This window comes from Nocardioides zhouii (assembly GCF_004137345.1).
GTDB classification, from domain to species: domain Bacteria; phylum Actinomycetota; class Actinomycetes; order Propionibacteriales; family Nocardioidaceae; genus Nocardioides; species Nocardioides zhouii.
The window spans coordinates 1-26,777 of record NZ_SDWV01000016.1 but is presented as its reverse complement, the minus strand read 5'-3'; the positions used below and the strand labels follow the sequence as shown (position 1 = coordinate 26,777).

The following is a 26,777-nucleotide window of genomic DNA, read 5'->3' as shown; positions in this document are numbered from 1 at the left end:
CCGACGCGCAGGTCGGCGGTGGTCCAGCCACCTTCCCGACCGCAGGAATGTGGGTCCACCACCGCCCAACCGGGACGAGAAGGTCTGGCGGAGGGACTACGAAGCGTCCGCCGGCCGCTCGTTGTAGACCCCGGCGAGCTCCTGCCCGCTGAGGCCGGCGATCGCGGCCATGATCCGGTCGGTGAGCTCGCGGCGGGCGCGGCCGGTGGGTACGCCGTCGTACTCCCCCGCGACCGTGATCGGCTCGCCGAAACGGACCGTCACGTCCACCCGGCCGAGCCGGGGTCGGTTGGCGCCGACGGGCTGGATGTCCTCGGTGCCGACGAGCCCGACCGGCACGACCGGCGCGCCGGAGGTCAGCGCGAGGTGCGCGACGCCCGTACGACCGCGGTAGAGGCGGCCGTCGCGCGAGCGGGTGCCCTCGGGGTAGATGCCGAACGCACCGCCCTTGCCCAGCACGTCGAGCGCGGTGTCGAGGCTGGCGATCGCGGCCCGGGTGTCGTCGCGGTCGACCGGCAGCATGCCGAGGCCCTCGAACCACGCGCGCACCAGCGTGCCCTTCACGCCGGTGCCGGTGAAGTAGTCGGACTTGGCGAGGAAGGCGACCTTGCGCGGCACCACGACCGGGATGACGACGCTGTCGAAGAACGACAGGTGGTTGCTCGCCACGATGACCGGACCCGACATCGGCACGTGGTGCAGCCCCTCGACCGTGGGGCGCCACACGGCGCGCGCCACGGGAGGGATGACGCCGTACGCGACCGTCGAGAGCATGGGGCTCATTGTGCCCGCAGGGTCGGGGCGGCGAACGCACGTCCCAGATCAACCGCTCCGCTCGGCCGCAGGGGCGTGCCCTCCTCGAGGTACGCCTGCCGCGCCTCCTCGTCGTGTGACGGCGGGAGCGAGCCGTCGGCACGGACGACCCGCCACCACGGCACCGCCACACCCTGGTGCGCCAGGACCGATCCGACCAGGCGGGGTCCACCGCGACCGAGCCGGTGGCCCACGACGTCGGCGATCGCGCCGTAGGTCGTGACGTGGCCGCGGGGCACCGACTCGGCGCACTGCAGTACCAGCTCGGCGTACAGCTCGCGCTCCTCCTCGGTGGTCACTGGGCACCGGGTCCCGACGTACGGGCGGCGCGCCCGACGTCGGAGAGCAGACCGTCGTGACCCTCGGCCTGCATCAGCCGCGAGGTCACCGCCAGGAGCAGGCCGGTCGCCACCGCCGCCGTCATCCACAACCACGGTGGGGCGAGGTCGGCGTCGAGGCCGCGCAGCGCGAGCCAGGTGACCGGCAGCGGCACCAGCGCCAGCAGGCCGCGGGCGAGCCACAGCCGGGCCAGGCGCGGGTCCACCGCGAGTGCGTCGGGCCCGTAGGACAGCAGGGTCGCGACCACGTGCGCGGCGAGCAGCAGCACGCCGACGACCAGGATCCGCCAGTCCAGCACGTCGTGCACGGTCCACCAGGCGACGACGAGGGCGAGCGAGACCGCGCCCGCGAGGTGGTCGGGCACGCGAGCCCACAGGGCGGAGCACAGCACCACCAGGACGACCACGACGACGTGGGGACGCTCGGGCAGGGCGAGTGCCAGCGCGGCGCAGGGCAGCACCAGGAGCAGCGCCCGCAGCGCGAGCGACGGAAGGGTGAGTCCCGGCGGCAGGTGCCGGGAGACGGACGAGGTCATCGCGCACGCACCTTCGGCACCTGTGCCCGGCGGGCCAGCTGGTGCAGGACGGTGTCGAGGGTGCCGGGGCCTCGCCACGGCACGACCGGGCAGCCGAGTGCCGCCAGCTGCTGCAGCCGGTCGTCGCGCTCGACCTGCTGCATGCGCGCCGCGAGGGTCGACAGCGCGAGCCGGTCGGTGGAACCGGCGCGCTCTCCGAGGGTGTCGATGACGACCACGGATGCCCCGCTGCGCTGCAGGCTCGCGGTGGCCGTGACGAGAGGGGTGAACAGCATCGGCGAGAGCACGTAGACCACGCTCCCGGCGCCCGCGCCGAGGTCGAGCCGGTCGGGCGGCACGCTGCGCGACTCCGTACGGACCCGGGCCAGCGTGCCCTGCAGCCGGTGCAGGTGCCGCGCGCCCGCACCGAGGCGTACGCGTGCGCCGTCCGAGGCGATGACCAGCAGGCCGACCCGGTCGCCGGTGCGGACGTGGTGCTCGGCGAGGGCGGCCGCGGCCCGCACGGTGAGGTCGAGGGTGCTGGCAGCGCCGTCGATGCCGCCGGAGACGCCGATGTCGCGCAGCCCGTCGACGACCAGCCAGACGCCGGCGTCCTGCTCGGCCCGCGTGGTGATCACATGCAGCTCACCGGTGCGGAGCGAGACCGGCCAGTTGATCCGCTTGAGCCGGTCACCGGTCGCGAACGGCCGGATCCCCTCGAACTCCGTGCCGCTGCCGATCCGGCGCGAGCGGTGCCGACCGACGAGGCCGTCGGGCTGCGGCACCTCCGCGCGGCTGTCGTACGGCGTCGACTGCGGCAGCACGCTCAGCCCGTGCTCGGGCATGTCGGCCGGACCGCACCGCCAGCCGGCCCACGTGCTGGTCAGTGCCACCCGCTCGGCTCCGATGACGCGGCGCCCCCAGCGGCGTGGGCTGAACTCGAGGATCGGCAGGCCGTCGGCGACGAGTGAACCGGCGGCGCCGTACGTCGGCCGCGTGGCGACGTGCGGTGCCGGAGCTGCGACCCGGGTGACGTGCTCGACCCCCGCGAGGTCGGTGATGTCCAGGCGGGAGGCGGTGCCCTGCCCCTCGTGGAGCCGGTGGTGGTCGATCAGTGTGCGGACCTCGGGCACGTGGCGGGGCCGGCCGAGCAGCCCCATCACGCCGAGCACCACGAAGGGGGCGGCCAGCACCACCAGCACGTCGAGGCCGGCCACCACGCCGCCGGCGATGCCGACGAGCGCGAGCAGGCAGGCCCGGACGAGCGACGGTGTCGGCCGCCAGGTGTTCACCGGCGCGACTCCAGCGTGCGTGGCGTCTCGACGGAGGTGAGCACGGAGTCGACCACGCGAGCCCCGGACGCCTGGCTCATCCAGAGCTCCGGCTTGACGGTGACCCGGTGCGACAGCACCGCCCGCGCCACCACCTTGACGTCCTCGGGCACCACGAAGTCGCGGCCCCGGATGGCCGCCCAGGCGCGCGCGGTCAGGACCAGGCCGAGGCTGCCGCGCGGCGAGGCGCCGGTCAGGACGTCGGCGTGGCTGCGGGTGGCGGCCACGAGGTCGACGCAGTAGCGCGCCACCGACTCGTCGACCGCGACCGCCTCGACGGTCGCCTGCACGGCGGCCAGCCCGGCCGCGTCGGTGACCTGCTCGATGTCGACCTCCTCGCGCCGACGGTCGAGCCGGCGCCGGAGGACGTCGTACTCCTCGCCTGCCGTGGGATAGCCGAACGCGACCCTCAGCAGGAAGCGGTCGAGCTGGGCCTCCGGCAGCGGGTAGGTGCCTTCGTACTCGACCGGGTTGGCGGTCGCCAGGACGTGGAACGGGGTGGGCAGCCGGTGGGTCTGGCCCTCGACGGTCACCTGGCCCTCCTGCATCGCCTCGAGCAGCGCGGCCTGGGTCTTCGGGGGCGTGCGGTTGATCTCGTCGGCCAGCAGCAGGCCGGCGAAGATCGGGCCGGGGCGGAAGTCGAACTCCGCGCGGCGCTGGTCGTAGACGTACGACCCGGTGAGGTCGGCCGGCAGCAGGTCGGGGGTGAACTGGGCGCGGGCGAAGTCCAGCCCGAGCGCACCGGCGAACGACCGCGCGGCCAGCGTCTTGCCGAGCCCCGGGAAGTCCTCCAGCAGCACGTGGCCCTTGGCGAGGATGCCGGCCAGGACGAGCGTCAGCGGCTCCCGCTTGCCGACGACGGCCCGGCCCACCTCGTCCAGGACGCGCTCGGCGAACTGGGCCACGCTCTCCGGGTGATCAGCTTCGGTCACGGACTTCCTCGATTCGGGTCAGGATGCGGTCGATCTCTGCGGGCGAGAGCCTGCGGACCGGGGTGAGCTCGTGGCGGACGGTCGCGGCCAGGTCGGGGTCGCGGGCCCGGGCCAGCGCGACGAGCCGGTCCCGTACGGCCTCGGACGGGACGCTCGCCTGCTGGTGGCTGGTGAGGATGCGGAGGTCGGACGTGGCCTCGTCGACCCGGTCGCTCGCCGAGGGCAGCGCCGGTGTCCACTGGGCCGGCTCGGACTCGACCGTGTCGAAGACCAGCCAGACCAACATCAGCACCACGGACGACATCACGACGTACGGCACGGGCTCCGGCCCCAGCTTCAGCCAGACCGCGAGGGGATAGCCGGCCGCGCAGATCGTGGCGCCTATGAGCAACCGGTCGCGCCACATGCGTGGGATCCGCGGCCGCCTCACGTACGCGCTCCGAGGCTGCGTCGGATCCCGGCCAGGGCCTCCAGCGCGAGGGTCCGGTGCTCCTCGGTGAGCGGGTGGTCGGAGAACCGCGCCTCGCGGTAGAGCCCGGCGAGGCGATTGACCGAGCCGGAGTCGGCGGCGACGAGGTCGAGGATCCGGATGGCGTACTCCGACGACGTCTCCCACGACCTGCGGCCGACCCCGACCGAGGCGCCCTGCACCTCGAAGCGCTGCCAGGCCGCCACGATGGCGTTGCGGGGGTCGCCCTCGCGGAGCAGGTCGTCCTGCTTCTCGGCGTCCGCAGTGATCGCCTCCACGAGCCGGGCGGGGCCGTCGAGGGTCGTGAACTCGACCGCCTCGCGCGCGGCTCGGCGGCTCCGGGTGCCGCGCTGGTCGCGCACGAGCAGGGCGACGTAGCCGATCACGACCACGATCATGGCGAGGATGCCGACCAGGAAGGTCCAGGTGAGGACCTTGATCCACAGCGGTGGGGCGTCCTGGCTGGTCGGCCGCGTCGCCCGGGGCTCGGCGACCGCCTCGTCGCAGACGGGCAGGCGGTTCGGGTTGTCGGGCTTCACCGTCTCGGTCGTCCCGTCGGCACGGGTGGTGACCACCTCGAGGGGTACGCAGGTCTGCTCCGCGGTCCGGAGCGTGCGCTCCACGACCCCGGGGCCGGTGAAGACCCGGTCTGGTCCGATCAGCGTCGCCCATGCGACCAGCACCATGAAGAGGCTGGTCGCGGCCACCGCCACGACTGCGCGCACGGCGGGCGAGACATCGCGGAGCGCACGCATGGCGCGACCCTAGGTGACCGGGTCGCGCCATGCGAGAGGGGTTGGCTCAGAGGATCGGGCTGAACGGCTCCGTGCCGGGCACCAGGCGCAGACCGGCGATGCCGCCGTTGGCCTGCGCGTAGGCGAGCTCGCGGGCCAGGTCGCCGACGCCGTTCGAGCCGGCGAGCGGCGCGAGCGCGAGGGTCGACAGGGTGCCGAGCGCGTTGCCCTCGGCGTCGAGGAAGGCGCTGCCCGAGTCACCCGGGACGCCGGGCGTCACGGTGTAGACCGGGTGCGTCCAGCCGCTCGGGTCGGTGCCCAGGCTGATGCCCTGCTTGGGCGAGAGCTGCTCGATCCCGGCGCGGAGGCTGGAGTTGCCGTAGCTGTAGACGGTGTCGCCCGCCGCCGTGCCAGTGGTGTTGAGGCCGACCGGGCCGCCCCAGAACGGGATCGACGGGTTGACCTTGCCGACGTCCGCGGCGTCGACCTTCACCAGGGCGAGGTCGTTGTAGGCGCAGGCGTCCGCGTCGGTCTCGCCGCGCTGCTGCATCGTGAGCCACGAGGAGTACACGAGCGTGCCGCCGCCGACGCGGGTGCCGTCGGAGACCAGCGAGCCACCCTCGACGAAGTCGACCTTGGTGCCGAGCGGCAGCGAGCCGGAGGTGCAGCCGTCCGTGTCGGTGGCCTCACCGAGGCCGGCGCAGTGCGCGGCGTAGCCGACGTACGTCGTGCCGGCCGTGTCGGTGTAGACGAAGTTGGCGGTGCACTGGGCACCGTCGGTGTACATCATCGTGCCGGGGTGGATCGTCGCCGAGTCGGCCGGCGCGTACGCCGCGAGCGCCTGGCGCTGCTGGGCCGGAGCGGCGGAGGCGGGCGTGCTGGCCGCGGCGGCGGCCAGCAGGCCGGCCGCAGCCGCGAGGGTCAGGACCTTCGTGGAAGTGGGCATGCCACTCCCAACGAGGCCCCACCCGAACGGGTTACGCGCGAGTAGCCCGAACGGGCTACTAGTACGTCGGCTGGCTCGGGTCGATCTGGCTCACCCAGGCGACCACGCCGCCGCCGACGTGCACCGCGTCCGCGTACCCCGCGCCCTTGACGATCGCCAGGGTCTCGGCCGAGCGCACGCCCGACTTGCAGTGCATGACGACCTGCTTGTCGCTGGGCAGCTGAGAGAGCGCGTTGCCGTTGAGGAACTCGCCCTTCGGGATCAGCACGGCGCCGGGGATGTGGTTGATCTCGGCCTCGTTGGGCTCGCGCACGTCGACGAGCACGAAGTCGCGCTCGCCGGCCTCGCGCTCCTCGAGCATCTTCTCGAGGGTGACGACCGAGATCGTCGAGCCGGCGGCTGCCTCGGCAGCCTCGTCGGAGACGGCGCCGCAGAAGGCGTCGTAGTCGATCAGGCCGGTGACAGTGGCGTTCTCGCCGCACAGCGCGCAGTTGGGGTCCTTGCGCACCTTGAGCTTGCGGTACTCCATCTCGAGGGCGTCGTAGATCATCAGCTTGCCCGCGATCGGGTCGCCGATGCCGGTGATCAGCTTGATCGCCTCGTTGACCTGGATCGACCCGATGCTCGCGCACAGCACGCCGAGCACGCCGCCCTCGGCGCAGCTCGGCACCATGCCCGGCGGCGGCGGCTCGGGGTAGAGGCAGCGGTAGCAGGGCAGGTCGTCGCCCAGCGACGGCGCGAAGACGCTCGCCTGGCCGTCGAAGCGGTAGATCGAGCCCCAGACGTAGGGGATCTTCAGGAAGTACGCCGCGTCGTTGACCATGTAGCGGGTGGCGAAGTTGTCGGTGCCGTCGACGATCAGGTCGTAGCCCTCGAAGACCGACATCACGTTGTCGTTGTCGAGGCGCTCCTCGTGGAGGACGACCTCGACGTAGGGGTTGATCTCGGCGATCGACTCCTTGGCGGACTGCCCCTTGGGCTTGTCGATGTCGCTCACGCCGTGGATGACCTGGCGCTGCAGGTTGGACTCGTCGACCGTGTCGAACTCGGCGATGCCGAGGGTGCCGACGCCCGCGGCGGCGAGGTAGAGCAGCGCGGGCGAGCCGAGTCCCCCGGCGCCGATCACGAGCACCTTGGCGTTCTTCATCCGCTTCTGCCCGCTCATCCCGACGTCCGGGATGATCAGGTGGCGGCTGTAGCGGCGCACCTCGTCGGTGGTGAGCTCGGCAGCCGGCTCGACGAGCGCGGCCAATCGAGACGAGGACTGCGACACGGGTGACTCCTTCGTGGGACGACCTGGCTCCAGTGACAACCAGTGGGACCGCATCCATGTTCCCGCCGGGTGCCGCACCGGTCGTACGACGTCCCGCCATCCGGACCCCCGCCGCAGCGTGACCGCGTACGCCCCCACCGGCCGAAGGTCTTGCGGCCGCACGGAAAATCGGCAGGAAATCCTTGCCATCCGGACGTGGCGTGGGGTGGAGTGGGTCGCTGGTGGACCGGGCCGCCTCTACGGGTTGTGCTCCGGACCGCCGAAATCATCACTCTCGGAATTTCGTCTCCCACACCCAGGAGTTCTCCCTCGTGAAGAAATTGGCAACCGGCCTCCTCGCCGGCACTGCAGCGCTGGCCCTGAGCGCCACCGCGCTCCCGTCCGCCGTGGCCGTCCCCTCCCACGACGCACCGACGGCTCGCGACGCCGCCCGTGCGAAGCCCGACAACCGTCCGGGTCCTCTGACCAAGAAGCAGGACCGGCTGCGCGCCAAGGCGCTCGCCATGCTGGACAACGGATCCGCCAAGCTCCGTCAGCGCACCGAGGGCGCGACCGTCAACCTCGACCCGGGTGCCGCCAGCCCGCAGTTCTACGAGTTCCCGACCGACAAGAACGACAAGATCTGGACGGTGCTCTCGGAGTTCTCCGACGTCAAGCACGACCAGATCCCGAAGCCCGACCGAACGCTCGACAACTCGACCTACTGGGAGTCGGACTTCGAGGTCCCCCACTACGAGGAGCTCTTCAACGGCTCCGGCGAGTCGATGAAGAGCTACTACGAGGACCTCTCCTCGGGCCGCTACTCGGTCACCAACACGGTCGAGGACTGGGTGACCGTCCCCGGTGGTCTGGCGACCTATGGCGCCAACGACGTCGAGGACGTCGGCGGCTCGTGGTCCTTCATCGCCGACACCGTCAACGCGTGGTACGCCGCGCAGATCAAGTCCGGCAAGACCGCCGAGCAGGTCGACGCCTATCTCGCATCACTGGACACGTGGGACCGGTACGACTTCAACGGCAACGGCAACTTCAACGAGCCCGACGGCTACATCGACCACTTCCAGGCCGTGCACGCCGGCGAGGGCGAGGAGGCCGGTGCCTCCGCCGACGCCATCTGGTCGCACCGCTGGTACGTCAACGGCGACGACTTCGGCACCACCGGACCCACCGTCGGCGGCAGCCAGAACAAGCTCGGCGGTGCCCGGATCGGGACCTCCAGGCTCTGGATCGGTGACTACACGGTGGAGCCGGAGAACGGTGGGCTCGGTGTCTTCGCGCACGAGTTCGGCCACGACCTCGGACTCCCCGACTACTACGACACCAACGGGGGCGACAACGGCACGTCCTTCTGGACGCTCATGTCGTCCGGCTCGTGGCTGGGCCACGGCCCGGCCGACCAGGCCATCGGCACCACCCCGGGCCTGATGGGCGCCGAGGAGAAGCTCGAGCTCGGGTGGCTGGACTACACCGAGGTCGACCCGGGCGAGGCGTACACAGCCAACCTGGGTCCGTCGCAGCACACCTATGACGACACCAGCACCGAGGCCAACGAGTCCGACCAGGCGGTGAAGGTCAACCTGCCCGACAAGAAGACCGTCACCCCCTACACGACCCCGCCCGAGGGCACCAACGCCTGGTGGTCGGGTCGCGGCGACAACCTCAACAACACGTTGACTCGCTCGGTTCCTTCCGCTGGCAAGGTCACCGTCACCACAGCCGCCTGGTACGACATCGAGGCCGACTACGACTTCCTCTATGCCGAGTACTCCACCGACGGCACGAACTGGACCAAGGTCGGCACTCCCGTCGACGGCACGTCGAAGGGCAAGTGGACCAAGCTCCGCTACACCTACAACGCCGGAGGCGTCCCCTCACAGTTCCGGTTCCGCTACCAGACCGACGGTGGGCTGAACCTCGCCGGCGCATTCCTCGACGAGATCACGGTCGGCACCGTGACCGACGGCGCCGAGAACGGTGACAACGGCTGGACGGCCAAGGGCTGGAAGGTCTCCACCGGCACTGAGACCGTGATGAGCAGCCGCTACTACCTGCTCGAGAACCGCCAGTACGTCGGCTACGACCAGACGCTGGACGAGGGTCCCTACAACTTCAGCAACGGGATCACCAAGCCCAACTGGGTCGAGTTCTTCCAGTACCGCCCCGGACTGCTGGTGTGGCTGGTCGACGACGGCTTCGCCGACAACAACACCTCAACGCACCCCGGTGGAGGTGCGGCCCTTCCGGTCGACGCCTTCGCGGCGCCGTTCACCTACCCCGACGGCACCTTCCCGGGCAACCGGCGCCAGCCGTTCGACGCGACCTTCGGGATCGATGCCAACCCGGAGACGTGCCTCCACAAGGAGGTCCTGGTGGGCAAGGGCAGCAAGCAGGCGGTCCAGTCGGTGGCCGCGTGCGCCCCGGCCCGGGCACAGCAGCCCGCGTTCGACGACACCGACGCGCTGCGCTACTGGTCCGCGGCCAACCCGCAGAACTCGGTGAAGGTCGCCGGCGTGGGTGTCACGGCAACGGTCAAGGCGAACAACAGTGGATTCCTCACGGTCGACGTCGTGAACCCCGCCACGCCCGTTGGCTGACGCCCCGGGGCACCGCACGACCGACACGCAGGGAGGGACCCCGGGAGACCGGGGTCCCTCTCCGCGTCCGGGGGGACGGATAGGCTCGGCTTCACTACTCAGCAGTACACCCAGCAGCAGGAGCACGACGTGACCGCAGGCAGCCCCGACACCTCGTCCGACGGTGCGTACCCGCGACCGCGCGGCGGGCGGATGCCCCGGCGCGAGCGGCGCGCGCAGCTGCTCGAGTCGGCCCTCGAGGTCTTCGTCGCGCAGGGCTACCACGCCGCCGCGATGGACGACATCGCCGAGCGCGCCGGCGTCTCCAAGCCCGTGCTCTACCAGCACTTCCCCGGCAAGCTCGACCTCTACCTCGCGCTGCTCGACACGTCCTGCGACCTGATCATCGACAACTGCCGCGCGGCACTGGCCTCGACGACCGACAACAAGGATCGCGTCGCGGCGACGATGCAGGTCTTCTACAGCTACGTCGCGTCCGAGGAGGGCGCGTTCCGGCTGGTCTTCGAGTCCGACCTCACGAGCGAGCCCGACGTACGCGAGCGCGTGGACCGGGTGACCGTCGAGTGCGCCTCGATGATCGCCGACGTGATCCGCACGGACACCGGCCTGCCCGACGAGCCGTCGGAGCTGCTGGCGGTCTCGCTGGTGGGAATGGCGCAGGTCTCCGCGCGGTTCTGGCTGGCGGGCCGCGGCAGCATCCCCCAGGACGACGCCGCGGCACTGATCGCCGGCCTGGCGTGGCGCGGGATCCGCGGCTACCCGCGGTCCGACGACCACCCGGACGCCTGATCCGCCCAACCAGGGACCCGACACACTCGAGCCACACCCCCGAGACCGAACTGAAGAAGGAGCACCACGTGGAGGTCAAGATCGGCGTGCAGCACGCCCAGCGAGAGCTGGTGGTCGACACCGACAGCACGCCCGAGGACGTGGAGACGCGACTGAGCGAGGCGCTGGCCGGCAACGGTGTGCTCCGGCTCTCCGACATCAAGGGCCGGACCGTCATGGTGCCCGCCGAGAAGATCGCCTACCTCGAGCTGGGTTCCCCCACCTCGAGCACCGTCGGCTTCCGCTGACCAGCTGGCCCGGAAGGACTATTGACACGCCTACCCTTCCGGGCGTCCGGTAATTGCTCCCAGGCCGTCCGAGCGGGATGATCGAGGAGATCAATCACCCGGCATCGAGCCGGGGGTGAACCGAAAGGTGGGGCACTCATGCTCTGGACCATCCTCTTCTACCTCGTGGTCGGCGCCATTGTCGGTCTGCTCGGCAAGCTCGTCGCGCCGGGCGACAAGGACAACATCCCCCTGTGGCTCACCGTCGTCTGCGGCATCGGCGGCATGATCCTGGGAGGCGTCATCTACAGCGCGTTCGGCGGCAACGGCAGCAAGGGCCTCGACTGGACCCAGGGCCTCGTCGCCATCCTGACCGCGGCCGTGCTCGTCGTGATCGCCTCCACCCTCACGGGTCGGAGCCGCACGCGCGTCTGAGCACCACCACGTAGGACAGCGAGGCCCCGCATCCATCGGATGCGGGGCCTTGTCGTTCGTGCGGGGGTCGGGGCCTCAGGCCTCCAGGCCGAGCTCGGCCATCCGGGCGGTGTGCAGCTCGGTGAGCCGGGCGAACATCCGCCCCAGCGCCGCGAGGTCGAGCCCGGGTCGGTCCACTCCCCCGGCCAGCAAGGCAGTGAGGGAGTCGCGGTCGCCAGCGACGCGCTGGGCCTGGGTGAGCGCCTCGCCCATCAGCCGCCGTCCCCAGAGCGCGAGCCGGCCACCGAGCCGGTGGTCGTGGGCGATGCCGGCGCGCACCCGCTCCACGATGAACGCCGTCTGGCCGGTGTCCTCGAGCGAGGCGATGATCACCTCGCGGGTCTCGGGGTCGAGGTAGGCGGCGATCTCGCGATAGAAGTCCGCTGCGAGGCCGTCGCCGACGTACGCCTTGATCAGCCCCTCGTAGAAGTCGGAGGGTGCCGTGTGGGCATGGAAGGCGTCGAAGCTCGCCCGGAACGCCTGCATCGCCTCGCCCGGGTCGGCACCCAGCTCCTCGAGCCGCCCGACCAGCTTCTGCAGGTGCGCGAACTCCGCGGTCGCCATCGCACCGATCGCGATCTTGTCGTCGATCCCGGGCGCCATCTTGCCGTCCTCGACCAGTCGCTCGAATGCCGAGAGCTCGCCGTAGGCGATGGCACCGAGGAGGTCGACGGCAGCGCGGCGGTAGTCCTCGTCGGGCGATTCAGTCATGCTCGCACCCTAGCGATACCATCGAGAGGACCGAGCCCCGGCGAACCCGTCCGGTGGCCGCCTGTATGTGCGCGGTTGGCAGAGCTTTCGTGAGTGGGCTGACCGCATACGCGTGGGACATCCAACTCCTTCTTCGAAAGCGACACCGACCTCGTGACGACCACCTTCCGTGAACTGGGCGTGCATGCCCAGATCTGCGACGCGCTCGACCGCGCCGGCATCACCACCCCCTTCGCCATCCAGGAGATGACCCTCTCGGTCGCGCTCCTCGGCACCGACCTCATCGGCCAGGCCCGTACGGGCACCGGCAAGACCCTCGCCTTCGGCATCCCGGTGCTGCAGCGCAGCGTCGCGCCGTCCGACCCGGCGTACGCCGACATGCCGCAGGGCAAGCCGCAGGCGCTGATCGTCGCCCCGACCCGCGAGCTCGCGCTCCAGGTGTCCAGCGACCTCGCGCTCGCCAGCAAGGACCTGGGCCTGCGCGTCCTCACCGTCTACGGCGGCGTCGGCTACGACACCCAGCTCGAGGCCCTCGAGTCCGGTGTCGACATCGTCGTGGGCACCCCCGGTCGCCTCATCGACCTCGCCAACCGCCGCGCACTCGACCTGTCGCACGTGCACGCGCTCGTGCTCGACGAGGCCGACGAGATGCTCGACCTCGGCTTCCTCCCCGACGTCATCACGCTGCTCTCCAAGACCCCCGAGACCCGCCAGACGATGCTGTTCTCGGCCACGATGCCGTCCGCGATCGTCGCGCTGGCCCGCACCCACATGCGCCACCCGATGAACATCCGCGCCGAGTCGTCGTACGACACCACGATGGTGCCGGCGACCGCGCAGTTCATCTACCTGGCCCACGACCTCGACAAGCCCGAGATCATCGGCCGCATCCTGCAGGCCGAGGACGCCGAGAAGATCATCGTCTTCACCCGCACCAAGCGTCAGGCGCAGCGGGTCGCCGACGACCTCGCCGAGCGCGGCTTCAGCTCCTCGCCCCTGCACGGCGACATGGCCCAGGTCGCGCGCGAGAAGGCGCTCGCCAAGTTCCGCGAGGACAAGATCCGCGTGCTCGTCGCCACCGACGTCGCCGCCCGCGGCATCGACGTACGCGGCGTCTCGCACGTCATCAACTACACGTGCCCCGAGGACGACAAGACGTACGTCCACCGCATCGGCCGCACGGGCCGCGCGGGCGCCTCGGGCATCGCGATCACCTTCGTCGACTGGGCCGACCTGCACCGCTGGAAGATGATCAACAAGACCCTCGACCTGCCGTTCCCCGACCCGCAGGAGACCTACTCCACCTCCGAGCACCTCTTCCACGACCAGGGCATCCCGGAGGGCACCAAGGGCCGCATCGTGCCGCCGGCGCCGGTGGAGAAGAAGGAGCGCCCGGCCCGCGAGCGCGGCTCGCGTGACGGCGGCTCCCGCGACGGTGGTTCCCGCGAGGGCTCGCGCGACAGCGGCCCCCGCGAGAAGGCTGCCGGTGACGCACCGCGTCGTCGCAACCGCAGCCGGAGCCGCACGCGCAGCGGCGCCCCGGTCAAGGACACCCCGAGCCAGGGCTGATCGCTAGCGGGCCGCCGTCTTCTTGGCGGCGGCCTTCTTGGCGGGCTTCTTCTTCGCCTTCGGGCGGGCCGCGCGCTCGACCAGGTTCTTCGCGACCTCGCGGTAGGCCTGCGCGCCCTTGTTGGTGCGGCTCGTCGCCAGGATCGAGCGCCCGGCAGCGGGCGCCTCGGCGAACTTGATGGTCTTGGGGATCGGCGGCTCGACGACCTCGAGGTCGTACGTCTCGCTGATCGTCTCCAGGACCGTACGGGCGTGGTTGGTGCGGCCGTCGTACAGCGTCGGGAGCACGCCCCACACCTCGAGACCGCGGTTGGTGAAGCGGCGTACGTCGTGGACGGTGTCGAGCAGCTGCCCCACGCCGCGGTGCGACAGCGTCTCGCACTGCAGCGGGATGAGGACTCCGTCCGCGGCCGTCAGCGCGGCGACCGTCAGCACGCCGAGCGACGGCGGGCAGTCGAGCAGGACCCAGTCGTACGCCTCGTCGCCGAGGTCCTCGGCGAGCTGCTCCAGCGCACCCTTGATGACGTGCTCGCGCCCGGTGCGGGTGAGCAGGTCGGCCTCGGCGCGGGCCAGCTCGATCGTCGCCGGGAGCAGGTCGACCCCGTCCTCGGTCTCGATGATGATCTCCGCCGGATCGACGCCCTTCGTCAGCACGTGGTGCACCGACACGTCGAGGTCCTCGGGGTCGACCCCGAGCGAGAAGGTCAGGCACGCCTGCGGGTCGAGGTCGACCAGCAGCACGCGGTGGCCGAGCTCGGCCAGGGCGGCGCCGATGGACGCGACGGACGTCGTCTTCGCCACGCCGCCCTTCTGGTTCGCGACGGCCAGTGTGACGGAGGCCGGGGTCTGGGTGCTCATCGTGGCCCATTGTGCAGGACGGGGGTCGCGGGACCTGCGGTCGTCCTGAAATGCTGGGGCCATGCCTCCCTCCCAGACGACTGCCCTCATCACCGGCGCGACCGCCGGCATCGGCCACGAGTACGCCGTCCAGCTCGCCGCGCGCGGCGACGACCTGGTCCTGGTCGCCCGCAACGGCGACCGGCTCGAGCAGGTGGCCGAGGAGCTCCGCCGCGCCCACCAGGTCGAGGTCGAGGTGCTCGTCGCCGACCTGACGGACCGCGCCGACCTCGCCCGCGTCGAGGCCCGCCTCGCCGACCACGACCGGCCGATCGACCTGCTCGTCAACAACGCCGGCTTCGGGCTGAAGAAGCGCTTCCTCGACAACACCGTCGACGAGGAGACCGAGATGCTCGAGGTGCTCGTCACGGCGGTGCTGCGGCTGACCCACGCCGCCCTCGGCCCGATGGCCGAGCGCGGCCGCGGTGGCATCATCAACGTCTCCAGCGTGGCCGCCTTCCTGCCGCGCGGCTCGTACTCCGCCGCCAAGGCGTGGGTGAACAGCTTCAGCGAGTGGGCGCACATGGAGTACGGCCCGCGCGGCGTGCAGGTCATGGCGCTCTGCCCCGGCTTCACCAAGACCGAGTTCCACGAGCGGATGCAGGTCAAGCGCGGCGACGGCTTCCTCTGGCTCGACGTGGACTTCCTGGTCCGCAAGTCGCTCGAGGACTTCGAGAAGGGCCGCGCCTACTCGATCCCCGGCGCGCAGTACAAGACGATCATCGCCCTCACCAAGGCGGTCCCCAACCGGGTGCTGCGCCTCGCACAGTCGATGGGGCGCCGCTGACCGCCCCGCAACGTCATGAGAAATCGGGGTTCGAACCGCCATTTCTCATGACGTCCGGCTCAGCACCGAGAGCCAGGGGTGACCGGGGTGCGCCATCTCGAGCGCATCGCGCAGCCACGCGCGCGAGGCCGCATCGAGCAGCGGCGCGCAGACCTCGAAGTCGACCTGGTCCTTCGCCCGCACCGCCCGCGCCTTGTGGAGCAGCTGCACCTCGGGGCGCAGGTAGGTGATCCCGTCCCGCTCCCACAGGATCTCCGCCAGCGGCAGCCTGATCCGGGCATCGCGCTTGAAGGTCCAGGTCGTCGGCGTCGCGTGCATGAGGATGACGTCGTACTCCCACGGGTCGCCACCGCTCGGGCGCAGCCAGAGGTTCTCGCACTCCTCGGAGAGCAGGTCCTCCCCCGGCGCCAGCGGGCGGAGGGTGCCCGAGTCCGCCTGCCAGACATCGAGCCGACCCGCCAAGTGCTGGCGGAGCGCGTGGGCGTCCGAACGGAGGATGCTCGGGTCCACGTCATCGTGCGGTCTCGCGACACCCGTGTACGCCTCGATCGCCCAGCCGCCGGCGATCCACCACGGCCGGTCGTAGCCCTGCATCAGGTCGACGGCGTCCTGCGGGGTCCGGGCCAGCCACGGGCCGTAGAGGCGGACGATCTCGTCGTGGTCGTGCACGCGGAGCAGACTAGACGTCGCCTCGCGAAAGTGTCGCGAGCCACGACTCCAGCTCCCGCGGGTGCCGGAAGAGCCGCACGTCGGGCCCGTCGGGCGAGGCGGCCCAGGCCCGCATCCGCGCACGCTTGCGGGCGAAGGACTGGAAGTGCCAGACGATGATCGAGTCGCGCGCGAAGACCTTGCCGAGGGTCTCGACGTTGCCGTTGCACATCGGCTCCTTCGTGATGACCCGCGACGCCGTACGTCGGACCAGACGCGCGAGCGAGAGCCAGCGCGGGTAGTCCAGCCCGACCACCAGCTCGACGCGTGGGAGCACGAGGTCGAGGTGCGCGCCGTACGCCGTGTCGAGCACCCAGCACTCCCCCGCCACGATCTCCCCGATCACCTCGCGTTGCACCGAGTCCTCGACCGGCACCCAGCCGGGCAGCCAGGTGAGCTCGTCGACGAGGGTCACCGGCAGACCCGTGCGCTCGCCGAGGGCGAGGGCGGCCGTGCTCTTGCCGCTCCCCGTCACGCCGTACACGAGGACCCGGCGAGGGACCTCAGCCACCGAGAGGGCCCGAGGCCAGGGACACCAGGCGCTCGTACTGCTCGGGCTCCGTCGTGTTCACGCCCAGGTCGTGGTCGACCTTGCCGGTCCCGTGGTGGTCGCTGCTGCCCGTGACGACGAGGTCGAGGTCCGCAGCAATCTCGCGCAGCCGGGCGCGCGCCTCGGGCGGGTGGTCCTGGTGGTCAACCTCGATCCCGGCGAGGCCGATCGCCTTCAGGGAGGCGATGGCAGCGGCGTCGAGCACGGTGCCGCCCCGGCGACCCCAGGGGTGCGCGATCACGGCGACGCCGCCGGCCGCGGTCACAAGCGGGATCATCTCCTCGAGCGGCACGGCGTAGCGGTCGACGTAGCCGGCCTTCCCCGGGTTGAGCCACTCGTGGAAGGCCGAGGTCCGGTCCTCCACCACACCGAGCCGGACGAGCGCGTCGGCCACGTGCGGCCGCCCCGCGGCAACGGACCCGCCCGACTCGCGGCGTACGTCGTCCTCGGTGATCTCGATGCCGGCCGACCGGAGCGCCGAGACGATGGCGGGCGTACGCGAGGTCCGGCCGGCCAGCACGCGGTCGAGGACGGCGACGAGGGGCGCGTACGTCGGGTCGGGGAGGTAGCCGAGCAGGTGCACGCCGCGGTGGCGGAACTTCGTGCTGATCTCCAGCCCGGGCACCAGCGTGATGCCGACCTCGTCGGCGGCCTGCCGCGCCTCGTCCCAGCCGGACATCGCGTCGTGGTCGGTCAGCGCGACGACGTCGAGCCCCGCGGCCGCGGCCGCGCGCATGAGGTCTGCAGGTGTGTCGGTGCCGTCGCTGGCGGAGGAGTGCGTGTGGAGGTCGATCCGCACGTCAGCTGTTCCACTTCAGCAGCGCCGGGTGCTCGCGCTCGAAGCCGAGGACCGAGATGGTCGAGGTGTCCAGCTTGAAGAACCTGCCCTCGTCGGCCGGCTGCTCGAGCCACCGCGCGGTGAGCACCCGCAGCGAGTGGCCGTGGGCGAAGACCAGCACCCGGTCGTGCCCGCGCGCCCGCTCGACGACCCGGTCCAGTCGCGCGGTCACCTCGTCGGCGGTCTCGCCGCCGGGCGACGGGTGCGTCCAGACCGACCAGCCCGGCACCGTCTCGCGGATCTCGGCGGTCGTGATGCCCTCGTAGTCGCCGTACGCCCACTCGACGAGGTCGTCGTCGACCTCCGCGTCGGCGAACCCCGCCAGCTCGGCCGTACGCCGCGCGCGCTGGCGCGGACTGGTCAGGACGAGGTCGAACTCCACGTCGTAGAGCCGCGGCCCCAGCAGGATCGCCGCCTCCTCGCCGTCGGACGTCAGCGGAAGGTCGGTGGTCGAGGTGTGCCGGCCGTCGCGGCTCCACTCGGTCTCGCCGTGGCGGACCACCCACAGCTCGGGACCGTCGGGGTGCGAGCCGGAAGACATGCCGCGAGTCTGCCACGGGCGGACGGGCGGCCTGCCACGATGCTCGCCATGAGTGCAGACCCCCGCGCACACCTTGGCAGGGCCCGCCTGGCGATCGCGGCGGCGTTCCTCACGCAGGGCCTGGTGTTCATCAGCCTCACCACCCGCCTGCCGCGGATCCAGGACCGCTGGGACCTCGACGAGCTCGAGCTGTCCGGCGTGCTGCTGATGATGGTGCTGCTCGCCGGCGTGGGCTCCTTGGTGGCCGAGCGGCTCGCGCCGCGGCTCGACAGCGCGGTCGTGCTGCGCGCCGGCCTGGTCACCGTCGCGGTCTCGGTCGCGGTTGCGATCCTGGCGCCGACGACGCTGGTCTTCGTGCTCGGCCTGGCGGCGTACGGCGTCGGGCTGGGGCTGGTCGACGCGACCGGCAACATGCAGGCGGTGGCGCTCGAGCACCGACTCGGCCGGGTCGTGCTGCCGTCCTGCCACGGCGCATGGACGCTCGGCGGCGTCATCGGCGCCGTCCTCACGCTGGCCACGACGGACGTGCCCTGGTCGGCGATCGCCCTGGTCGCGGTGCTGCCGCTCCTCGCGGCGGCCGCGCCGTACCTCTCCCGCGACCACGGTGAGGCGGCGACCGTCACCGAGACCGACGTGCCGTGGCGGGCGATCGTGATGGTCGGCCTCGCGCTGGTGGTCTTCTACACCGTCGACACCGCGGCGGCGACCTGGGGACCGGTCTACCTCGACGACGTCTTCGACGCTCCCGAGGAGCTGGTCGCGCTGGCGACCCTCCCCTACCTCGTGGCGAGCGGGCTCGTCCGCCTGGTGGGCGACCGGCTGACCGAGCGGGTCGGCGCCGTACGGCTGCTGCGGATCGGCGCCGGCATCGCCTTCGTGTCGCTCGCCGTCGTCGTCGCGGCTCCGTCGTGGCCGGTCGCCGTGCTCGGCTTCACGCTGCTCGGCTGTGGCGTGGCCGTGGTCGCCCCGCTGAGCTTCTCCGCCGCGGCCGCGCTCGCAGGGCGTGACGCGGATCCCGCGACACGGCAGGCACGCGTGGACGCGGTGGTGGCGCGGTTCAACCAGTTCAACTACGCCGGTGCTCTCCTCGGCGCGGTGATGACGGGTGCGGTCGGCGCGAGCTCGCTGCGCATCGGCTTCGCGGTGCCGCTGGTGCTGGTGCTCGCCCTCTTCTGGCTGGCGCGGGCCTTCGCGCCGGCGGACGAGCTGTCCGCCGGCGCGCAGGACCACACGGGGGGCTAGCGGTCAGGCGCCACCGCCACCGGCCTTGCGGCGGTGCATCGGCTTGGCGACGTTCTTGTCGTTGACCTCCGAGCCGTGGGCCTTCTCCTTGGAGTCGGCACTGTCGTCGGGGTGGCGGTGACCCTTCTTGCGATCGAGCGCCTCCCGCATCTTCGCCTTGAGGTCTGCGTTCGGGTCCTGATCAGCCATGGGGCTTCCTCCTCGGTTGGCGGTCTACCGGGCCACCCTGCCAAACGCGTCAAGCCCGGGTCGAGCGGTTAACGACGAGCCGGTCGCTGCAGCACGTCGATACGCCCGGCGAGCTTGCCCATCATCCGGTAGACGTGCCAGCGGCAGTCGCCCACCATCACGTCGTACGCCGCGTCGCCGAACTCGGCGCGGTATCGCTCCGGCTCGCGCAGGAGCCGGGCCAGGTGGAGCAGCGCCTGCCCGGCGCGGCCCTCGTGCTCCTCGCCCCACTCCCCCCACTCGCTCGCCAGGTCGATGGTCTCCACGACCTCGAGGCCGGACCCGGCGATCGCGTCGTCGAGCACGCGCGGGTCCGCCGAGGTGGGCACGACGCCCATCACGTCGAAGAGCCAGTCGGCCTCCTCCGGGGCGAGCAGGTCGGTGGCCACCATCGAGTAGGCGACGACGTACGCCGACGGGCGCAGCACGCGCGCGAACTCGAGGTACGCCTCGGCCGGGTCCGCGACGTGGACCATCACGTCGCGGCACCAGACCAGGTCGAGCGAAGCGTCGGGCGCCGGCAGGTGCGTCGCGGTGCCGCGCTCGAAGGACACGCGCGTGGCGATGTCGGGCGCCTGCTCGCGGCGCGCCTCGCGGGCCAGATCGAGATGGCGCTGCACGGGGTCGATCCCGAGCACCCGGAAGCCGAAGTGCGTCGCGAGCCGGAAGGCGTGGGCGCCCTCGCCGCACCCCACGTCGACCACCCGGCTGTCGGGGCGGAGGTCGAGCTCGCGCACCACCTGCAGCAGCACCGAGGGGTCCCGCGGCGACAGGCTCTCGTCGAGGCGCGCAGCGAATGCCTCCTCCACGCGCGGGTAGCTGTCGTAGAAGAAGTCGCGATCCCAGGCCACGACAGGAGTGTGCCCTGAGTAGGGTCGCGGGCATGGCCCGGCGCGCGTTCCTCCACGTCGGGACCGCCAAGTCGGGCACGTCCTACCTGCAGGACCTGTGGTGGCGGCACCACGACGAGCTGCGGGAGCGCGGCCTCCTGCTCCCGGGTCGCGCGCGCCGCGACCACTTCACCGCCGCAGCCCTGGTGAAGGGCATGTCGTCGGTCGTCGACGACCTCGACGAGCACGATCGCGGAGCCTGGGACCGGCTCGTCGAGGAGGCCCGCGCCTGGCCCGGGGACGTGCTGGTCAGCAACGAGCACTTCGCCGACACCCCCGCCGATCGCGCGTCTGCGGCGCTCGCCGACCTCGGCTCGGCAGCCGACGAGGTGCACGTCGTGGTGACCGCGCGCGACCTCGGCCGCGTGCTGCCGTCGGCGTGGCAGCAGCGAGTCAAGATGGGCGCCCGCATGCCCTACCGCAAGTTCCTCGGCAGCGTCCGGCGCGAGGACGGCGACCACAAGTTCTGGCGCTACCAGGACATCATCGCGATCCTCGACACCTGGACCGCCGGTATCTCCCCGGAGCGCGTGCACCTCGTCGTCGTACCCGCGCCGGGGGCGCCCCGCGACGAGCTCTGGCTGCGAGCGGCGTCCGTCCTCGGCCTCGACGTCGCCGGCCTCGACACACAGGCCGAACGCCCCAACGACTCGCTCGGCGTCGTGGAGGCCGAGCTGCTGCGACGGGTCAACGACGTCGTGCCCCGCGAGCGCCGCACGCCGGCGTACTCCCGGCACGTGAAGGGCTCGTTCGTCCCCGGCCAGCTGGTCGGAAGCGCACCGCGGGACTCCTTCGCCGTGCCCGACAACCACGTGAAGTGGATCGAGGACTCATCCGCCACTGTGATCGCCGCGCTCCGAGCACGTCCGTACGACGTCGTGGGCGACCTCGACGACCTGCGTCCCTCACTGGCCGACGACGGCCGCACTCCAGATCAGGTGAGCGAGGACGAGCTGCTCGCGGCTGCCACGACCGTGCTCGCCCGGCTCGAGCTCGCTCCCGCCGACTCCCTCGACGCGGCCCTGGACGCGATCGCCGCGCACCTGTTAACGCGGACCTCGGCCACCGGGCGGTGAGTGAGGGGCAGATCAGCGCGGGATGAGCGCCCAGTAGTCCAGGTCGAGAAGCACGCCGTCGGCGTACGCCCCGTCGTCGGAGCGCAGGGTCATCGACTTGTCGCGGCCCTTCGTGGCCACCAGCCGCAGCCGGATCGCGCCGACTCCGGGAGCGTCGAGGGTCGCGGTGTCGAGCACCTCGGACCAGGCGTGGATCGTGTCACCGGCGAACGCCGGGGCGACGTGCGCGCCGGCGTTGATCGCCGCGACGAGCTGGGCGTTGGCCAGGCCGTTGAAGGAGAGCGCGCGGGCCAGCGAGATCACGTGGCCGCCGTAGACCAGGCGCCTGCCGTCGGGGCGGGCGTCGGTGGAGAAGTGCACCTTGGCGGTGTTCTGCCACAGCCGCGTCGCCATCATGTGCTCGGCGTCGGTGAGGGTGACGCCGTCGACGTGGTCGATCCGCTCCCCCACCTCGTAGTCGCCGAGCCTGTACGGGGAGCCCGCGGCGGCGGCGTCGTACGCGCTGAGGTCGAGGCCGGCCGGCACGACGAGGTCGTCGGGCGCCACGACCGACGCCAGCGCGGGTACGACCGTCTCCGGGGCCGGCGCGTCGGCGTCACGCTTGTGGACCATCACCCAGCGCGCCCAGTCGATCGCGACCTCGCCGCGCTGGTTGGTCGCCGTCGAGCGCACCCACACGACGCCCGTGCGGCCGTTCGAGTTCTGCTTGAGGCCGATGACCTCCGAGCGCGTACGCAGCGTGTCGCCCGGCACGACCGGCACGTGGAAGCGGCACTCGGCGTAGCCCAGGTTGGCCACCGCGTTCAGCGAGACGTCCGGCACGGTCTTGCCGAAGGCGACGTGGAAGCCGATCAGCTCCTCGACCGGGTGGGGCGCCAGGCCGACCGAGGCGGCGAACTCCGCCGACGAGGCGACCGCGAAGCGGGTGGGGTAGATCGCGCCGTAGACGGCCCGGTCGCCCTCGGTGAGGGTGCGCGGGGTGGCGTGCTCGATCACCTGCCCGACGGTGAAGTCCTCGAAGAAGTTGCCGGGGTTCGTCTTCATGCCGGACATCGTGCCGCAGCCGCCGGCGCAGGGGTGGCGGTGGTCACGTGGGATTGCTCACCCTTCGTTCGGGAGCGCGCGGACCTGCGACCCCTGAGGGGTGCTCTCGAGGGAGGCCTTGTCCGAGGAGCCGTTGCGGACATGGATCGTCACCGAACCCACTGCGTCGGGCGTCGGGCGCACCTCGACGCGTTGCACCCGGGCGTCGGACACCCCCAGGTCGCGCCGGGCGACCTCGGCATTCTCGAACAGCTGCTGCACGTCCAGCGTCCCGAGGTCCACCGTCGCCGCGCTGCCCGTGACGGGCTGCGCAGCCGCATCGCGCCGCCATCCGCCGTCCCAGGACCAGACCTCGAACCGCGGCTGGGAACCGCCCACGGGGACGTGCACCTCCACGCGGATGTCGAAGAAGGTCACCTCGTAGGCGTCCGTCGTGTCGAACTTTCCCTGGTAGCGCCGCAGGAAGCGCCGTACGTCGGCGTCCGCGAGCTCGTATCCCCCGGCCGAGGAGATGTCCGGGACCTCCTCCAGCTGCGAGTAGTCCTGCTGCGGGTACAGCGGCTCGAAGTCGTCCTGCGACGACGGCGCCAACGCCAGCACGGAGAGTCCGAGGACGCCGGCCACGACGAACCCGACGAGCCTGGGTGGCATCCCGGTCCTCGGCGGCGCGGGCCATCGCATCGGCTCCGGCGGTGCGGCCGGCTGCTGCAGTGCGGCCCGCTCCGCCTGGATGATCACGGGCCCCGGGGTCCGGCGCACGACCACGGGCGAGGGCTGGTTCTGGAGGTCCCGGATGAGCGCGTCGAGCTCGTCGAGCGTCTCGGCGGTCAGCGCGCGGCCGACCCGCAGCTCGCGGTCCTGCTCGCCCAGCTGCCCGTCGACGTACGCCGACTCGAGGATGTCGACATACCGGTCCCGATCAGCGTCCTTGGCCCGGAACCCGCTCATGCGGCGAGAGTCTAGGACTCGTAGGGATGACGCCGCATGATCTCGCCCGCCGGCGTGCTGCTGAGGTAGCCCGACTCGCTGAACTCGTTGCCGACGTAGATGTTGAGCTCCGTCGGCTCGTCGCCCCAGCGGATCAGTAGCGCGTGGGTGAACCGGCCCTTCTCGACCTCGAGCGTGCGACGGGCAGCCGCGATGTTGTCGAACAGGCGGCCCACGTCGACTGCACCGAGGTCGACGCGCTGGTACGGGCCCCTCACGGTGGTGGCCGTCGTGTCCTGGCGCCACTCGCCGGTCCACGACCAGCGCTCCATCCGCGGACGAGAGCCACGCACGGGCACCTGGACGCCCACGCGCTCGGGGTAGAAGCCGACCTCGAAGGCCTCGAGCGTGCCGAACTCCTCCTCGTAGGCCCGGACGAACGCGCGCACCTGCGGGGCGGACATGGCGAAGCTCGGCGCCTCGGGGACCTCGGCGACGATCTCCTCGGACTCGATCGGCGCGGGCGCCGTCTCGACCCCCTGCGAGGTCGCCGAGTCGTTCTCGCCGGGCACGGCGAACATCGCGAGGGCCACGATCCCGGTGACCCCCGCAACGACCAGCACCACGAACATGACCAGCCCCACGAGCACGCCGGTCGCCCGCCGCGACCGCGAGGGCGACGTGGACGGCGACGTGGAGGGCGCCGCCGGTGGCACGTAACCCGGCGGGAGCTGGAGGTCGCGCGTCAGGGTCTCGAGCTCGTCGAGCGTCTCGGCCGACAGTGCCCGGCCCACCCGGAGCTCGCGGTCGGCCGCACCGAGCTGCCCGTCGACGTACGCCGCCTCGATCAGCTCGATGAAGCGGTCGCGATCAGCGTCCTTGGCCCGGAAGCTCCCCATGCGCGGGAGTCTAGGGCCTAGTCAGAGGCGTTGAAGGCGGCGTCGAACGAGGCGTCGGGAGCGTCGAAGGCCAGGCGTCGTACGAGCTCGAGGGCCTCCGGCGCCCCGACGAGGCGGTCCATCCCGGCGTCCTCCCACTCGACCGAGATCGGTCCGTCGTAGCCGATGGTGTTGAGCATCCGGAAGCACTGCTCCCACGGCACGTCACCATGCCCGGTCGACACGAAGTCCCACCCGCGACGCGGGTCGGCCCACGGCAGGTGCGAGCCCATCCGACCGTTGCGGCCGTTGCCGACCTGCTTCTTCGCGTCCTTGCAGTCGACGTGGTAGATCCGGTCCTTGAAGTCCCAGAGGAACCCGACCGGGTCCAGGTCCTGCCAGACGAAGTGGCTCGGATCCCAGTTGAGGCCGAACGCCTCGCGGTGGTCGACGGCCTCGAGGGCCCGCACGGTCGTCCAGTAGTCGTAGGCGATCTCGGAGGGGTGCACCTCGTGCGCGAACCGCACCCCCTCGCTGTCGAACACGTCGAGGATCGGGTTCCAGCGGTCGGCGAAGTCCTGGTACCCGGCGTCGACCATGGCCTGGGACGCCGGCGGGAACATCGCGACGTACTTCCAGATCGAGGAGCCGGTGAACCCGACCACCACGTCCACGCCGAGCCGTCGCGCGGCCCGCGCGGTCATCTTCATCTCCTCCGCGGCACGCTGGCGTACGCCCTCGGCGTCGCCATCACCCCAGATGCGGTCCGGGAGGATCCCGCGGTGGCGCTCGTCGATCGGGTCGTCGCAGACCGCCTGGCCCTTGAGGTGGTTGCTGATCGCGAACACCTGCAGGTCGTGCTTCTTCAACATCTCCAGCTTCGCCGGGACGTACGAGTCGTCCTCGACGGCGGCCCACGGGTCGAAGTGATCGCCCCAGCAGGCGATCTCCAGGCCGTCGTAGCCCCAGCCCGAGGCGAGCCGGCAGACCTCCTCGAACGGCAGGTCGGCCCACTGGCCGGTGAACAGGGTGACGGGGCGAGTCATCAGGTGTCCCTTCTTCGATGGAGCCGGATCGGTGTCATGCGGGGATGTCCTGCCAGGCCGAGCTGAGCGAGCTCGCCTCGACAGCTGCCAGGACTCGCTGGACCTGCAGGCCGTCGGCGAACGACGGCGCGGGGTCCAAGCCCTTGGCGATGTCGGTGACGAGATCGACGACCTGGTGGGTGAAGCCGTGCTCGTAGCCCAGCAGGTGGCCGGGCGGCCACCACGCGGCGACATAGGGGTGATCCGGCTCGGTCGCGAGGATCCGCCGGAACCCGGCCGTTGCCGAGTCGTCGTCACCGTCGAAGAAGTGGAGGACGTTCATGTCCTCGAAGTCGAAGGCGAGGCTGCCGCGCGACCCGTTGATCTCGATGCGGATGGCGTTCTTGCGGCCGTTGGCGAAGCGGGTCGCCTCGAAGACGCCCAGCGCGCCTCCCCGGAAGTGCGCGAGGAACGCGGCCGCGTCGTCGACGGTGACCTCGCCCCGGCCGGTGGCGTCCGCCGTGCCCGACAGTCCGGTGTGGGACTCCGCGGGGAGCGGTCGCTCCTTGACGAAGGTCTCGAGCCGTCCGGTGACCGTGGCGATGGTGTCGCCGGTGATGTACTGGGTCAGGTCCACGATGTGCGCGCCGATGTCGCCCAGTGCCCCGGACCCGGCCTTCGCCTTGTCCAGGCGCCATGACAGGGGCGCCTCCGGATCGACGATCCAGTCCTGGAGGTACTGCGCACGGACGTGGTGGATCGTCCCGATCCGGCCGGCGGCGACCAGCTGCCTGGCCAGCCCGATCGCCGGCACCCGGCGATAGGTGAAGCCGACCATCGAGCGCACGCCGTTGGCCCTGGCCTTCTCGGCAGCGGCCACCATCGCCTCCGCCTCCTCGACAGTGTTGGCGAGCGGCTTCTCGCAGAGCACGTGCTTACCGGCCTCGAGGGCCGCGATGGCGATCTCGGCATGGGTGTCGCCCGGGGTGCACACGTCGATGAGGTCGATGTCGTCGCGCGCGATGAGCGCCTGCCAGGAGGTCTCGGTCGACTCCCAGCCCAGCCGCGCCGCCGCCGCGGTGACCTTGGCCTGGTCGCGACCCGCCACCGCGGACATCCGTGGTCTCAGCGGCAGGTCGAAGTAGCGCGGCGCGTTGCGCCACGCCTGGGAGTGAGCCGCTCCCATGAAGGCGTAGCCCACCATCCCCACGGACAGCGTGTCGTGCTCGAAGGTCATCAAGGAATCCTGTTCTGTCGTCGACCGGCTCGATGGGTGGGCCGCGTCCGGCGCCCCCAAGTGTGGGGGCGCCGGACGCGGCTCGACCTCAGGACTCGAAGGCGGAGTCGATGTACTGGTCGACGTTGTCGCCGGTGACGACCGGCGCGTAGAGC

The 26,777-nt window shown here is 71.5% G+C and carries 30 protein-coding genes; 8 read left to right on the top strand and 22 right to left on the bottom strand.

What is annotated here, in order from left to right; all coding sequences use genetic code 11:
* Positions 1-96 precede the first annotated feature (96 nt).
* Genes EUA94_RS15175 through moeZ form a run of 9 tightly spaced genes read right to left on the bottom strand, consistent with a single transcriptional unit; the run spans position 97 to position 7,351 of the window.
* Positions 97-774 (bottom strand): lysophospholipid acyltransferase family protein, encoded by a 678-nt coding sequence (locus tag EUA94_RS15175; RefSeq protein ID WP_129427733.1) that lies wholly within the window; start codon positions 772-774, stop codon positions 97-99.
* Positions 775-779: 5 nt separating this feature from the next.
* Positions 780-1,112 carry an MGMT family protein gene (locus EUA94_RS15170; RefSeq protein WP_129427732.1) on the bottom strand — a complete coding sequence of 111 codons (333 nt, stop codon included), beginning with the start codon at positions 1,110-1,112 and terminating at the stop codon, positions 780-782.
* Positions 1,109-1,687 (bottom strand): hypothetical protein, encoded by a 579-nt coding sequence (locus tag EUA94_RS15165; RefSeq protein WP_129427731.1) that lies wholly within the window; start codon positions 1,685-1,687, stop codon positions 1,109-1,111. The genes EUA94_RS15170 and EUA94_RS15165 overlap by 4 nt, the downstream gene beginning before the upstream one ends.
* The gene (locus EUA94_RS15160; protein WP_129427730.1) at positions 1,684-2,958 is read right to left on the bottom strand and encodes a DUF58 domain-containing protein; all 1,275 of its coding nucleotides are present in this window, start codon (positions 2,956-2,958) and stop codon (positions 1,684-1,686) included. The genes EUA94_RS15165 and EUA94_RS15160 overlap by 4 nt, the downstream gene beginning before the upstream one ends.
* Positions 2,955-3,929: an AAA family ATPase gene (locus EUA94_RS15155; protein WP_129427729.1), complete on the bottom strand. Its 975-nt coding sequence runs from the start codon at positions 3,927-3,929 to the stop codon at positions 2,955-2,957. The genes EUA94_RS15160 and EUA94_RS15155 overlap by 4 nt, the downstream gene beginning before the upstream one ends.
* A complete protein-coding gene (locus EUA94_RS15150) occupies positions 3,916-4,335 on the bottom strand; it encodes a hypothetical protein (RefSeq protein ID WP_129427728.1) in 420 nt (139 codons plus the stop codon). The genes EUA94_RS15155 and EUA94_RS15150 overlap by 14 nt, the downstream gene beginning before the upstream one ends.
* Positions 4,336-4,355: 20 nt before the next feature.
* Positions 4,356-5,153, bottom strand: coding sequence for a DUF4129 domain-containing protein (locus tag EUA94_RS15145; protein ID WP_129427727.1), 798 nt, complete (start codon positions 5,151-5,153; stop codon positions 4,356-4,358).
* Positions 5,154-5,199: 46 nt separating this feature from the next.
* The gene (locus EUA94_RS15140; RefSeq protein WP_129427726.1) at positions 5,200-6,078 is read right to left on the bottom strand and encodes a hypothetical protein; all 879 of its coding nucleotides are present in this window, start codon (positions 6,076-6,078) and stop codon (positions 5,200-5,202) included.
* A gap of 58 nt (positions 6,079-6,136) precedes the next feature.
* Positions 6,137-7,351, bottom strand: a complete 1,215-nt coding sequence (gene moeZ, locus EUA94_RS15135) for an adenylyltransferase/sulfurtransferase MoeZ (RefSeq protein WP_242494903.1) — start codon at positions 7,349-7,351, stop codon at positions 6,137-6,139.
* 311 nt (positions 7,352-7,662) lie between these two features.
* Here moeZ and EUA94_RS15130 point away from each other — a divergent pair, with 311 nt between their 5' ends.
* The 4 genes from EUA94_RS15130 to EUA94_RS15115 all read left to right on the top strand — a co-directional run bounded on the left by EUA94_RS15130 (position 7,663) and on the right by EUA94_RS15115 (position 11,435).
* Positions 7,663-9,945 carry an immune inhibitor A domain-containing protein gene (locus EUA94_RS15130; protein WP_129427724.1) on the top strand — a complete coding sequence of 761 codons (2,283 nt, stop codon included), beginning with the start codon at positions 7,663-7,665 and terminating at the stop codon, positions 9,943-9,945.
* Between the two features lie 192 nt (positions 9,946-10,137).
* Positions 10,138-10,734 carry a TetR/AcrR family transcriptional regulator gene (locus EUA94_RS15125; protein WP_129427793.1) on the top strand — a complete coding sequence of 199 codons (597 nt, stop codon included), beginning with the start codon at positions 10,138-10,140 and terminating at the stop codon, positions 10,732-10,734.
* A 68-nt stretch (positions 10,735-10,802) separates the two neighbouring features.
* Positions 10,803-11,021 carry a DUF3107 domain-containing protein gene (locus tag EUA94_RS15120; protein ID WP_129427723.1) on the top strand — a complete coding sequence of 73 codons (219 nt, stop codon included), beginning with the start codon at positions 10,803-10,805 and terminating at the stop codon, positions 11,019-11,021.
* A gap of 138 nt (positions 11,022-11,159) precedes the next feature.
* Complete coding sequence (locus tag EUA94_RS15115) at positions 11,160-11,435, top strand: GlsB/YeaQ/YmgE family stress response membrane protein (protein WP_129427722.1); 276 nt, start codon at positions 11,160-11,162, stop codon at positions 11,433-11,435.
* A 75-nt stretch (positions 11,436-11,510) separates the two neighbouring features.
* Here EUA94_RS15115 and EUA94_RS15110 read toward each other — a convergent pair whose 3' ends face one another.
* Positions 11,511-12,185 (bottom strand): ferritin-like fold-containing protein, encoded by a 675-nt coding sequence (locus EUA94_RS15110; protein WP_129427721.1) that lies wholly within the window; start codon positions 12,183-12,185, stop codon positions 11,511-11,513.
* 153 nt (positions 12,186-12,338) lie between these two features.
* Between EUA94_RS15110 and EUA94_RS15105 the strand changes: the two genes are divergently transcribed.
* Positions 12,339-13,754: a DEAD/DEAH box helicase gene (locus EUA94_RS15105; protein ID WP_242494902.1), complete on the top strand. Its 1,416-nt coding sequence runs from the start codon at positions 12,339-12,341 to the stop codon at positions 13,752-13,754.
* 3 nt (positions 13,755-13,757) lie between these two features.
* Here EUA94_RS15105 and EUA94_RS15100 read toward each other — a convergent pair whose 3' ends face one another.
* On the bottom strand, positions 13,758-14,612 hold the full coding sequence (locus EUA94_RS15100; protein ID WP_129427720.1) for a ParA family protein: 855 nt from the start codon (positions 14,610-14,612) through the stop codon (positions 13,758-13,760).
* A gap of 61 nt (positions 14,613-14,673) precedes the next feature.
* Between EUA94_RS15100 and EUA94_RS15095 the strand changes: the two genes are divergently transcribed.
* Entirely contained in the window at positions 14,674-15,438 is a 765-nt protein-coding gene (locus EUA94_RS15095; protein ID WP_129427719.1) for an SDR family NAD(P)-dependent oxidoreductase, read from the top strand.
* A 45-nt stretch (positions 15,439-15,483) separates the two neighbouring features.
* Here the strand turns inward: EUA94_RS15095 and EUA94_RS15090 are convergent, their stop codons facing one another.
* Genes EUA94_RS15090 through EUA94_RS15075 form a run of 4 tightly spaced genes read right to left on the bottom strand, consistent with a single transcriptional unit; the run spans position 15,484 to position 18,075 of the window.
* Positions 15,484-16,107, bottom strand: coding sequence for a nucleotidyltransferase domain-containing protein (locus tag EUA94_RS15090; RefSeq protein ID WP_242494901.1), 624 nt, complete (start codon positions 16,105-16,107; stop codon positions 15,484-15,486).
* Positions 16,108-16,117: 10 nt separating this feature from the next.
* Positions 16,118-16,657 carry a P-loop NTPase family protein gene (locus EUA94_RS15085; protein ID WP_129427718.1) on the bottom strand — a complete coding sequence of 180 codons (540 nt, stop codon included), beginning with the start codon at positions 16,655-16,657 and terminating at the stop codon, positions 16,118-16,120.
* Positions 16,650-17,495 carry a PHP domain-containing protein gene (locus EUA94_RS15080; protein WP_129427717.1) on the bottom strand — a complete coding sequence of 282 codons (846 nt, stop codon included), beginning with the start codon at positions 17,493-17,495 and terminating at the stop codon, positions 16,650-16,652. Before EUA94_RS15080 ends, EUA94_RS15085 begins: the two co-directional genes overlap by 8 nt.
* A 1-nt stretch (position 17,496) precedes the next feature.
* Positions 17,497-18,075 carry a histidine phosphatase family protein gene (locus EUA94_RS15075; RefSeq protein WP_129427716.1) on the bottom strand — a complete coding sequence of 193 codons (579 nt, stop codon included), beginning with the start codon at positions 18,073-18,075 and terminating at the stop codon, positions 17,497-17,499.
* A 48-nt stretch (positions 18,076-18,123) separates the two neighbouring features.
* On the opposite strand from EUA94_RS15075, the gene EUA94_RS15070 reads away from it, so the two are divergent.
* Positions 18,124-19,317: an MFS transporter gene (locus EUA94_RS15070; protein ID WP_242494900.1), complete on the top strand. Its 1,194-nt coding sequence runs from the start codon at positions 18,124-18,126 to the stop codon at positions 19,315-19,317.
* A gap of 3 nt (positions 19,318-19,320) precedes the next feature.
* Here EUA94_RS15070 and EUA94_RS15065 read toward each other — a convergent pair whose 3' ends face one another.
* Together EUA94_RS15065 and EUA94_RS15060 are read right to left on the bottom strand one after the other, a co-directional pair.
* A complete protein-coding gene (locus tag EUA94_RS15065) occupies positions 19,321-19,506 on the bottom strand; it encodes a DUF5302 domain-containing protein (RefSeq protein ID WP_129427714.1) in 186 nt (61 codons plus the stop codon).
* A 68-nt stretch (positions 19,507-19,574) separates the two neighbouring features.
* Positions 19,575-20,396, bottom strand: a complete 822-nt coding sequence (locus EUA94_RS15060; RefSeq protein ID WP_129427713.1) for a class I SAM-dependent methyltransferase — start codon at positions 20,394-20,396, stop codon at positions 19,575-19,577.
* A gap of 32 nt (positions 20,397-20,428) precedes the next feature.
* Here EUA94_RS15060 and EUA94_RS15055 point away from each other — a divergent pair, with 32 nt between their 5' ends.
* Positions 20,429-21,511 (top strand): hypothetical protein, encoded by a 1,083-nt coding sequence (locus tag EUA94_RS15055; protein WP_129427712.1) that lies wholly within the window; start codon positions 20,429-20,431, stop codon positions 21,509-21,511.
* Between the two features lie 12 nt (positions 21,512-21,523).
* Here the strand turns inward: EUA94_RS15055 and EUA94_RS15050 are convergent, their stop codons facing one another.
* The 5 genes from EUA94_RS15050 to EUA94_RS15030 are packed head-to-tail and all read right to left on the bottom strand — an operon-like array spanning position 21,524 to position 26,622.
* Entirely contained in the window at positions 21,524-22,555 is a 1,032-nt protein-coding gene (locus tag EUA94_RS15050; protein WP_242494899.1) for a MaoC family dehydratase, read from the bottom strand.
* Between the two features lie 57 nt (positions 22,556-22,612).
* Complete coding sequence (locus EUA94_RS15045) at positions 22,613-23,503, bottom strand: DUF1707 SHOCT-like domain-containing protein (protein WP_129427710.1); 891 nt, start codon at positions 23,501-23,503, stop codon at positions 22,613-22,615.
* 11 nt (positions 23,504-23,514) lie between these two features.
* Positions 23,515-24,381, bottom strand: coding sequence for a DUF1707 SHOCT-like domain-containing protein (locus EUA94_RS15040; protein ID WP_129427709.1), 867 nt, complete (start codon positions 24,379-24,381; stop codon positions 23,515-23,517).
* Positions 24,382-24,398: 17 nt separating this feature from the next.
* Positions 24,399-25,406, bottom strand: a complete 1,008-nt coding sequence (locus EUA94_RS15035) for a sugar phosphate isomerase/epimerase family protein (protein ID WP_129427708.1) — start codon at positions 25,404-25,406, stop codon at positions 24,399-24,401.
* 34 nt (positions 25,407-25,440) lie between these two features.
* Positions 25,441-26,622, bottom strand: a complete 1,182-nt coding sequence (locus EUA94_RS15030) for a Gfo/Idh/MocA family protein (protein WP_129427707.1) — start codon at positions 26,620-26,622, stop codon at positions 25,441-25,443.
* Between the last annotated feature and the right edge of the window lie 155 nt (positions 26,623-26,777).

What these genes read in the sequence shown, in the direction of transcription:
- EUA94_RS15175 (WP_129427733.1), bottom strand. Translation starts at nt 774, where the DNA reads ATGCTCTCGACGGTCGCGTACGGCGTCATCCCTCCCGTGGCGCGCGCC.
- EUA94_RS15165 (WP_129427731.1), bottom strand. Translation starts at nt 1,687, where the DNA reads ATGACCTCGTCCGTCTCCCGGCACCTGCCGCCGGGACTCACCCTTCCG.
- EUA94_RS15150 (WP_129427728.1), bottom strand. Translation starts at nt 4,335, where the DNA reads ATGTGGCGCGACCGGTTGCTCATAGGCGCCACGATCTGCGCGGCCGGC.
- EUA94_RS15145 (WP_129427727.1), bottom strand. Translation starts at nt 5,153, where the DNA reads ATGCGTGCGCTCCGCGATGTCTCGCCCGCCGTGCGCGCAGTCGTGGCG.
- EUA94_RS15140 (WP_129427726.1), bottom strand. Translation starts at nt 6,078, where the DNA reads ATGCCCACTTCCACGAAGGTCCTGACCCTCGCGGCTGCGGCCGGCCTG.
- EUA94_RS15125 (WP_129427793.1), top strand. Translation starts at nt 10,138, where the DNA reads ATGCCCCGGCGCGAGCGGCGCGCGCAGCTGCTCGAGTCGGCCCTCGAG.
- EUA94_RS15115 (WP_129427722.1), top strand. Translation starts at nt 11,160, where the DNA reads ATGCTCTGGACCATCCTCTTCTACCTCGTGGTCGGCGCCATTGTCGGT.
- EUA94_RS15110 (WP_129427721.1), bottom strand. Translation starts at nt 12,185, where the DNA reads ATGACTGAATCGCCCGACGAGGACTACCGCCGCGCTGCCGTCGACCTC.
- EUA94_RS15100 (WP_129427720.1), bottom strand. Translation starts at nt 14,612, where the DNA reads ATGAGCACCCAGACCCCGGCCTCCGTCACACTGGCCGTCGCGAACCAG.
- EUA94_RS15095 (WP_129427719.1), top strand. Translation starts at nt 14,674, where the DNA reads ATGCCTCCCTCCCAGACGACTGCCCTCATCACCGGCGCGACCGCCGGC.
- EUA94_RS15075 (WP_129427716.1), bottom strand. Translation starts at nt 18,075, where the DNA reads ATGTCTTCCGGCTCGCACCCCGACGGTCCCGAGCTGTGGGTGGTCCGC.
- EUA94_RS15070 (WP_242494900.1), top strand. Translation starts at nt 18,124, where the DNA reads ATGAGTGCAGACCCCCGCGCACACCTTGGCAGGGCCCGCCTGGCGATC.
- EUA94_RS15065 (WP_129427714.1), bottom strand. Translation starts at nt 19,506, where the DNA reads ATGGCTGATCAGGACCCGAACGCAGACCTCAAGGCGAAGATGCGGGAG.
- EUA94_RS15055 (WP_129427712.1), top strand. Translation starts at nt 20,429, where the DNA reads ATGGCCCGGCGCGCGTTCCTCCACGTCGGGACCGCCAAGTCGGGCACG.
- EUA94_RS15050 (WP_242494899.1), bottom strand. Translation starts at nt 22,555, where the DNA reads ATGAAGACGAACCCCGGCAACTTCTTCGAGGACTTCACCGTCGGGCAG.
- EUA94_RS15045 (WP_129427710.1), bottom strand. Translation starts at nt 23,503, where the DNA reads ATGAGCGGGTTCCGGGCCAAGGACGCTGATCGGGACCGGTATGTCGAC.
- EUA94_RS15040 (WP_129427709.1), bottom strand. Translation starts at nt 24,381, where the DNA reads ATGGGGAGCTTCCGGGCCAAGGACGCTGATCGCGACCGCTTCATCGAG.
- EUA94_RS15035 (WP_129427708.1), bottom strand. Translation starts at nt 25,406, where the DNA reads ATGACTCGCCCCGTCACCCTGTTCACCGGCCAGTGGGCCGACCTGCCG.
- EUA94_RS15030 (WP_129427707.1), bottom strand. Translation starts at nt 26,622, where the DNA reads ATGACCTTCGAGCACGACACGCTGTCCGTGGGGATGGTGGGCTACGCC.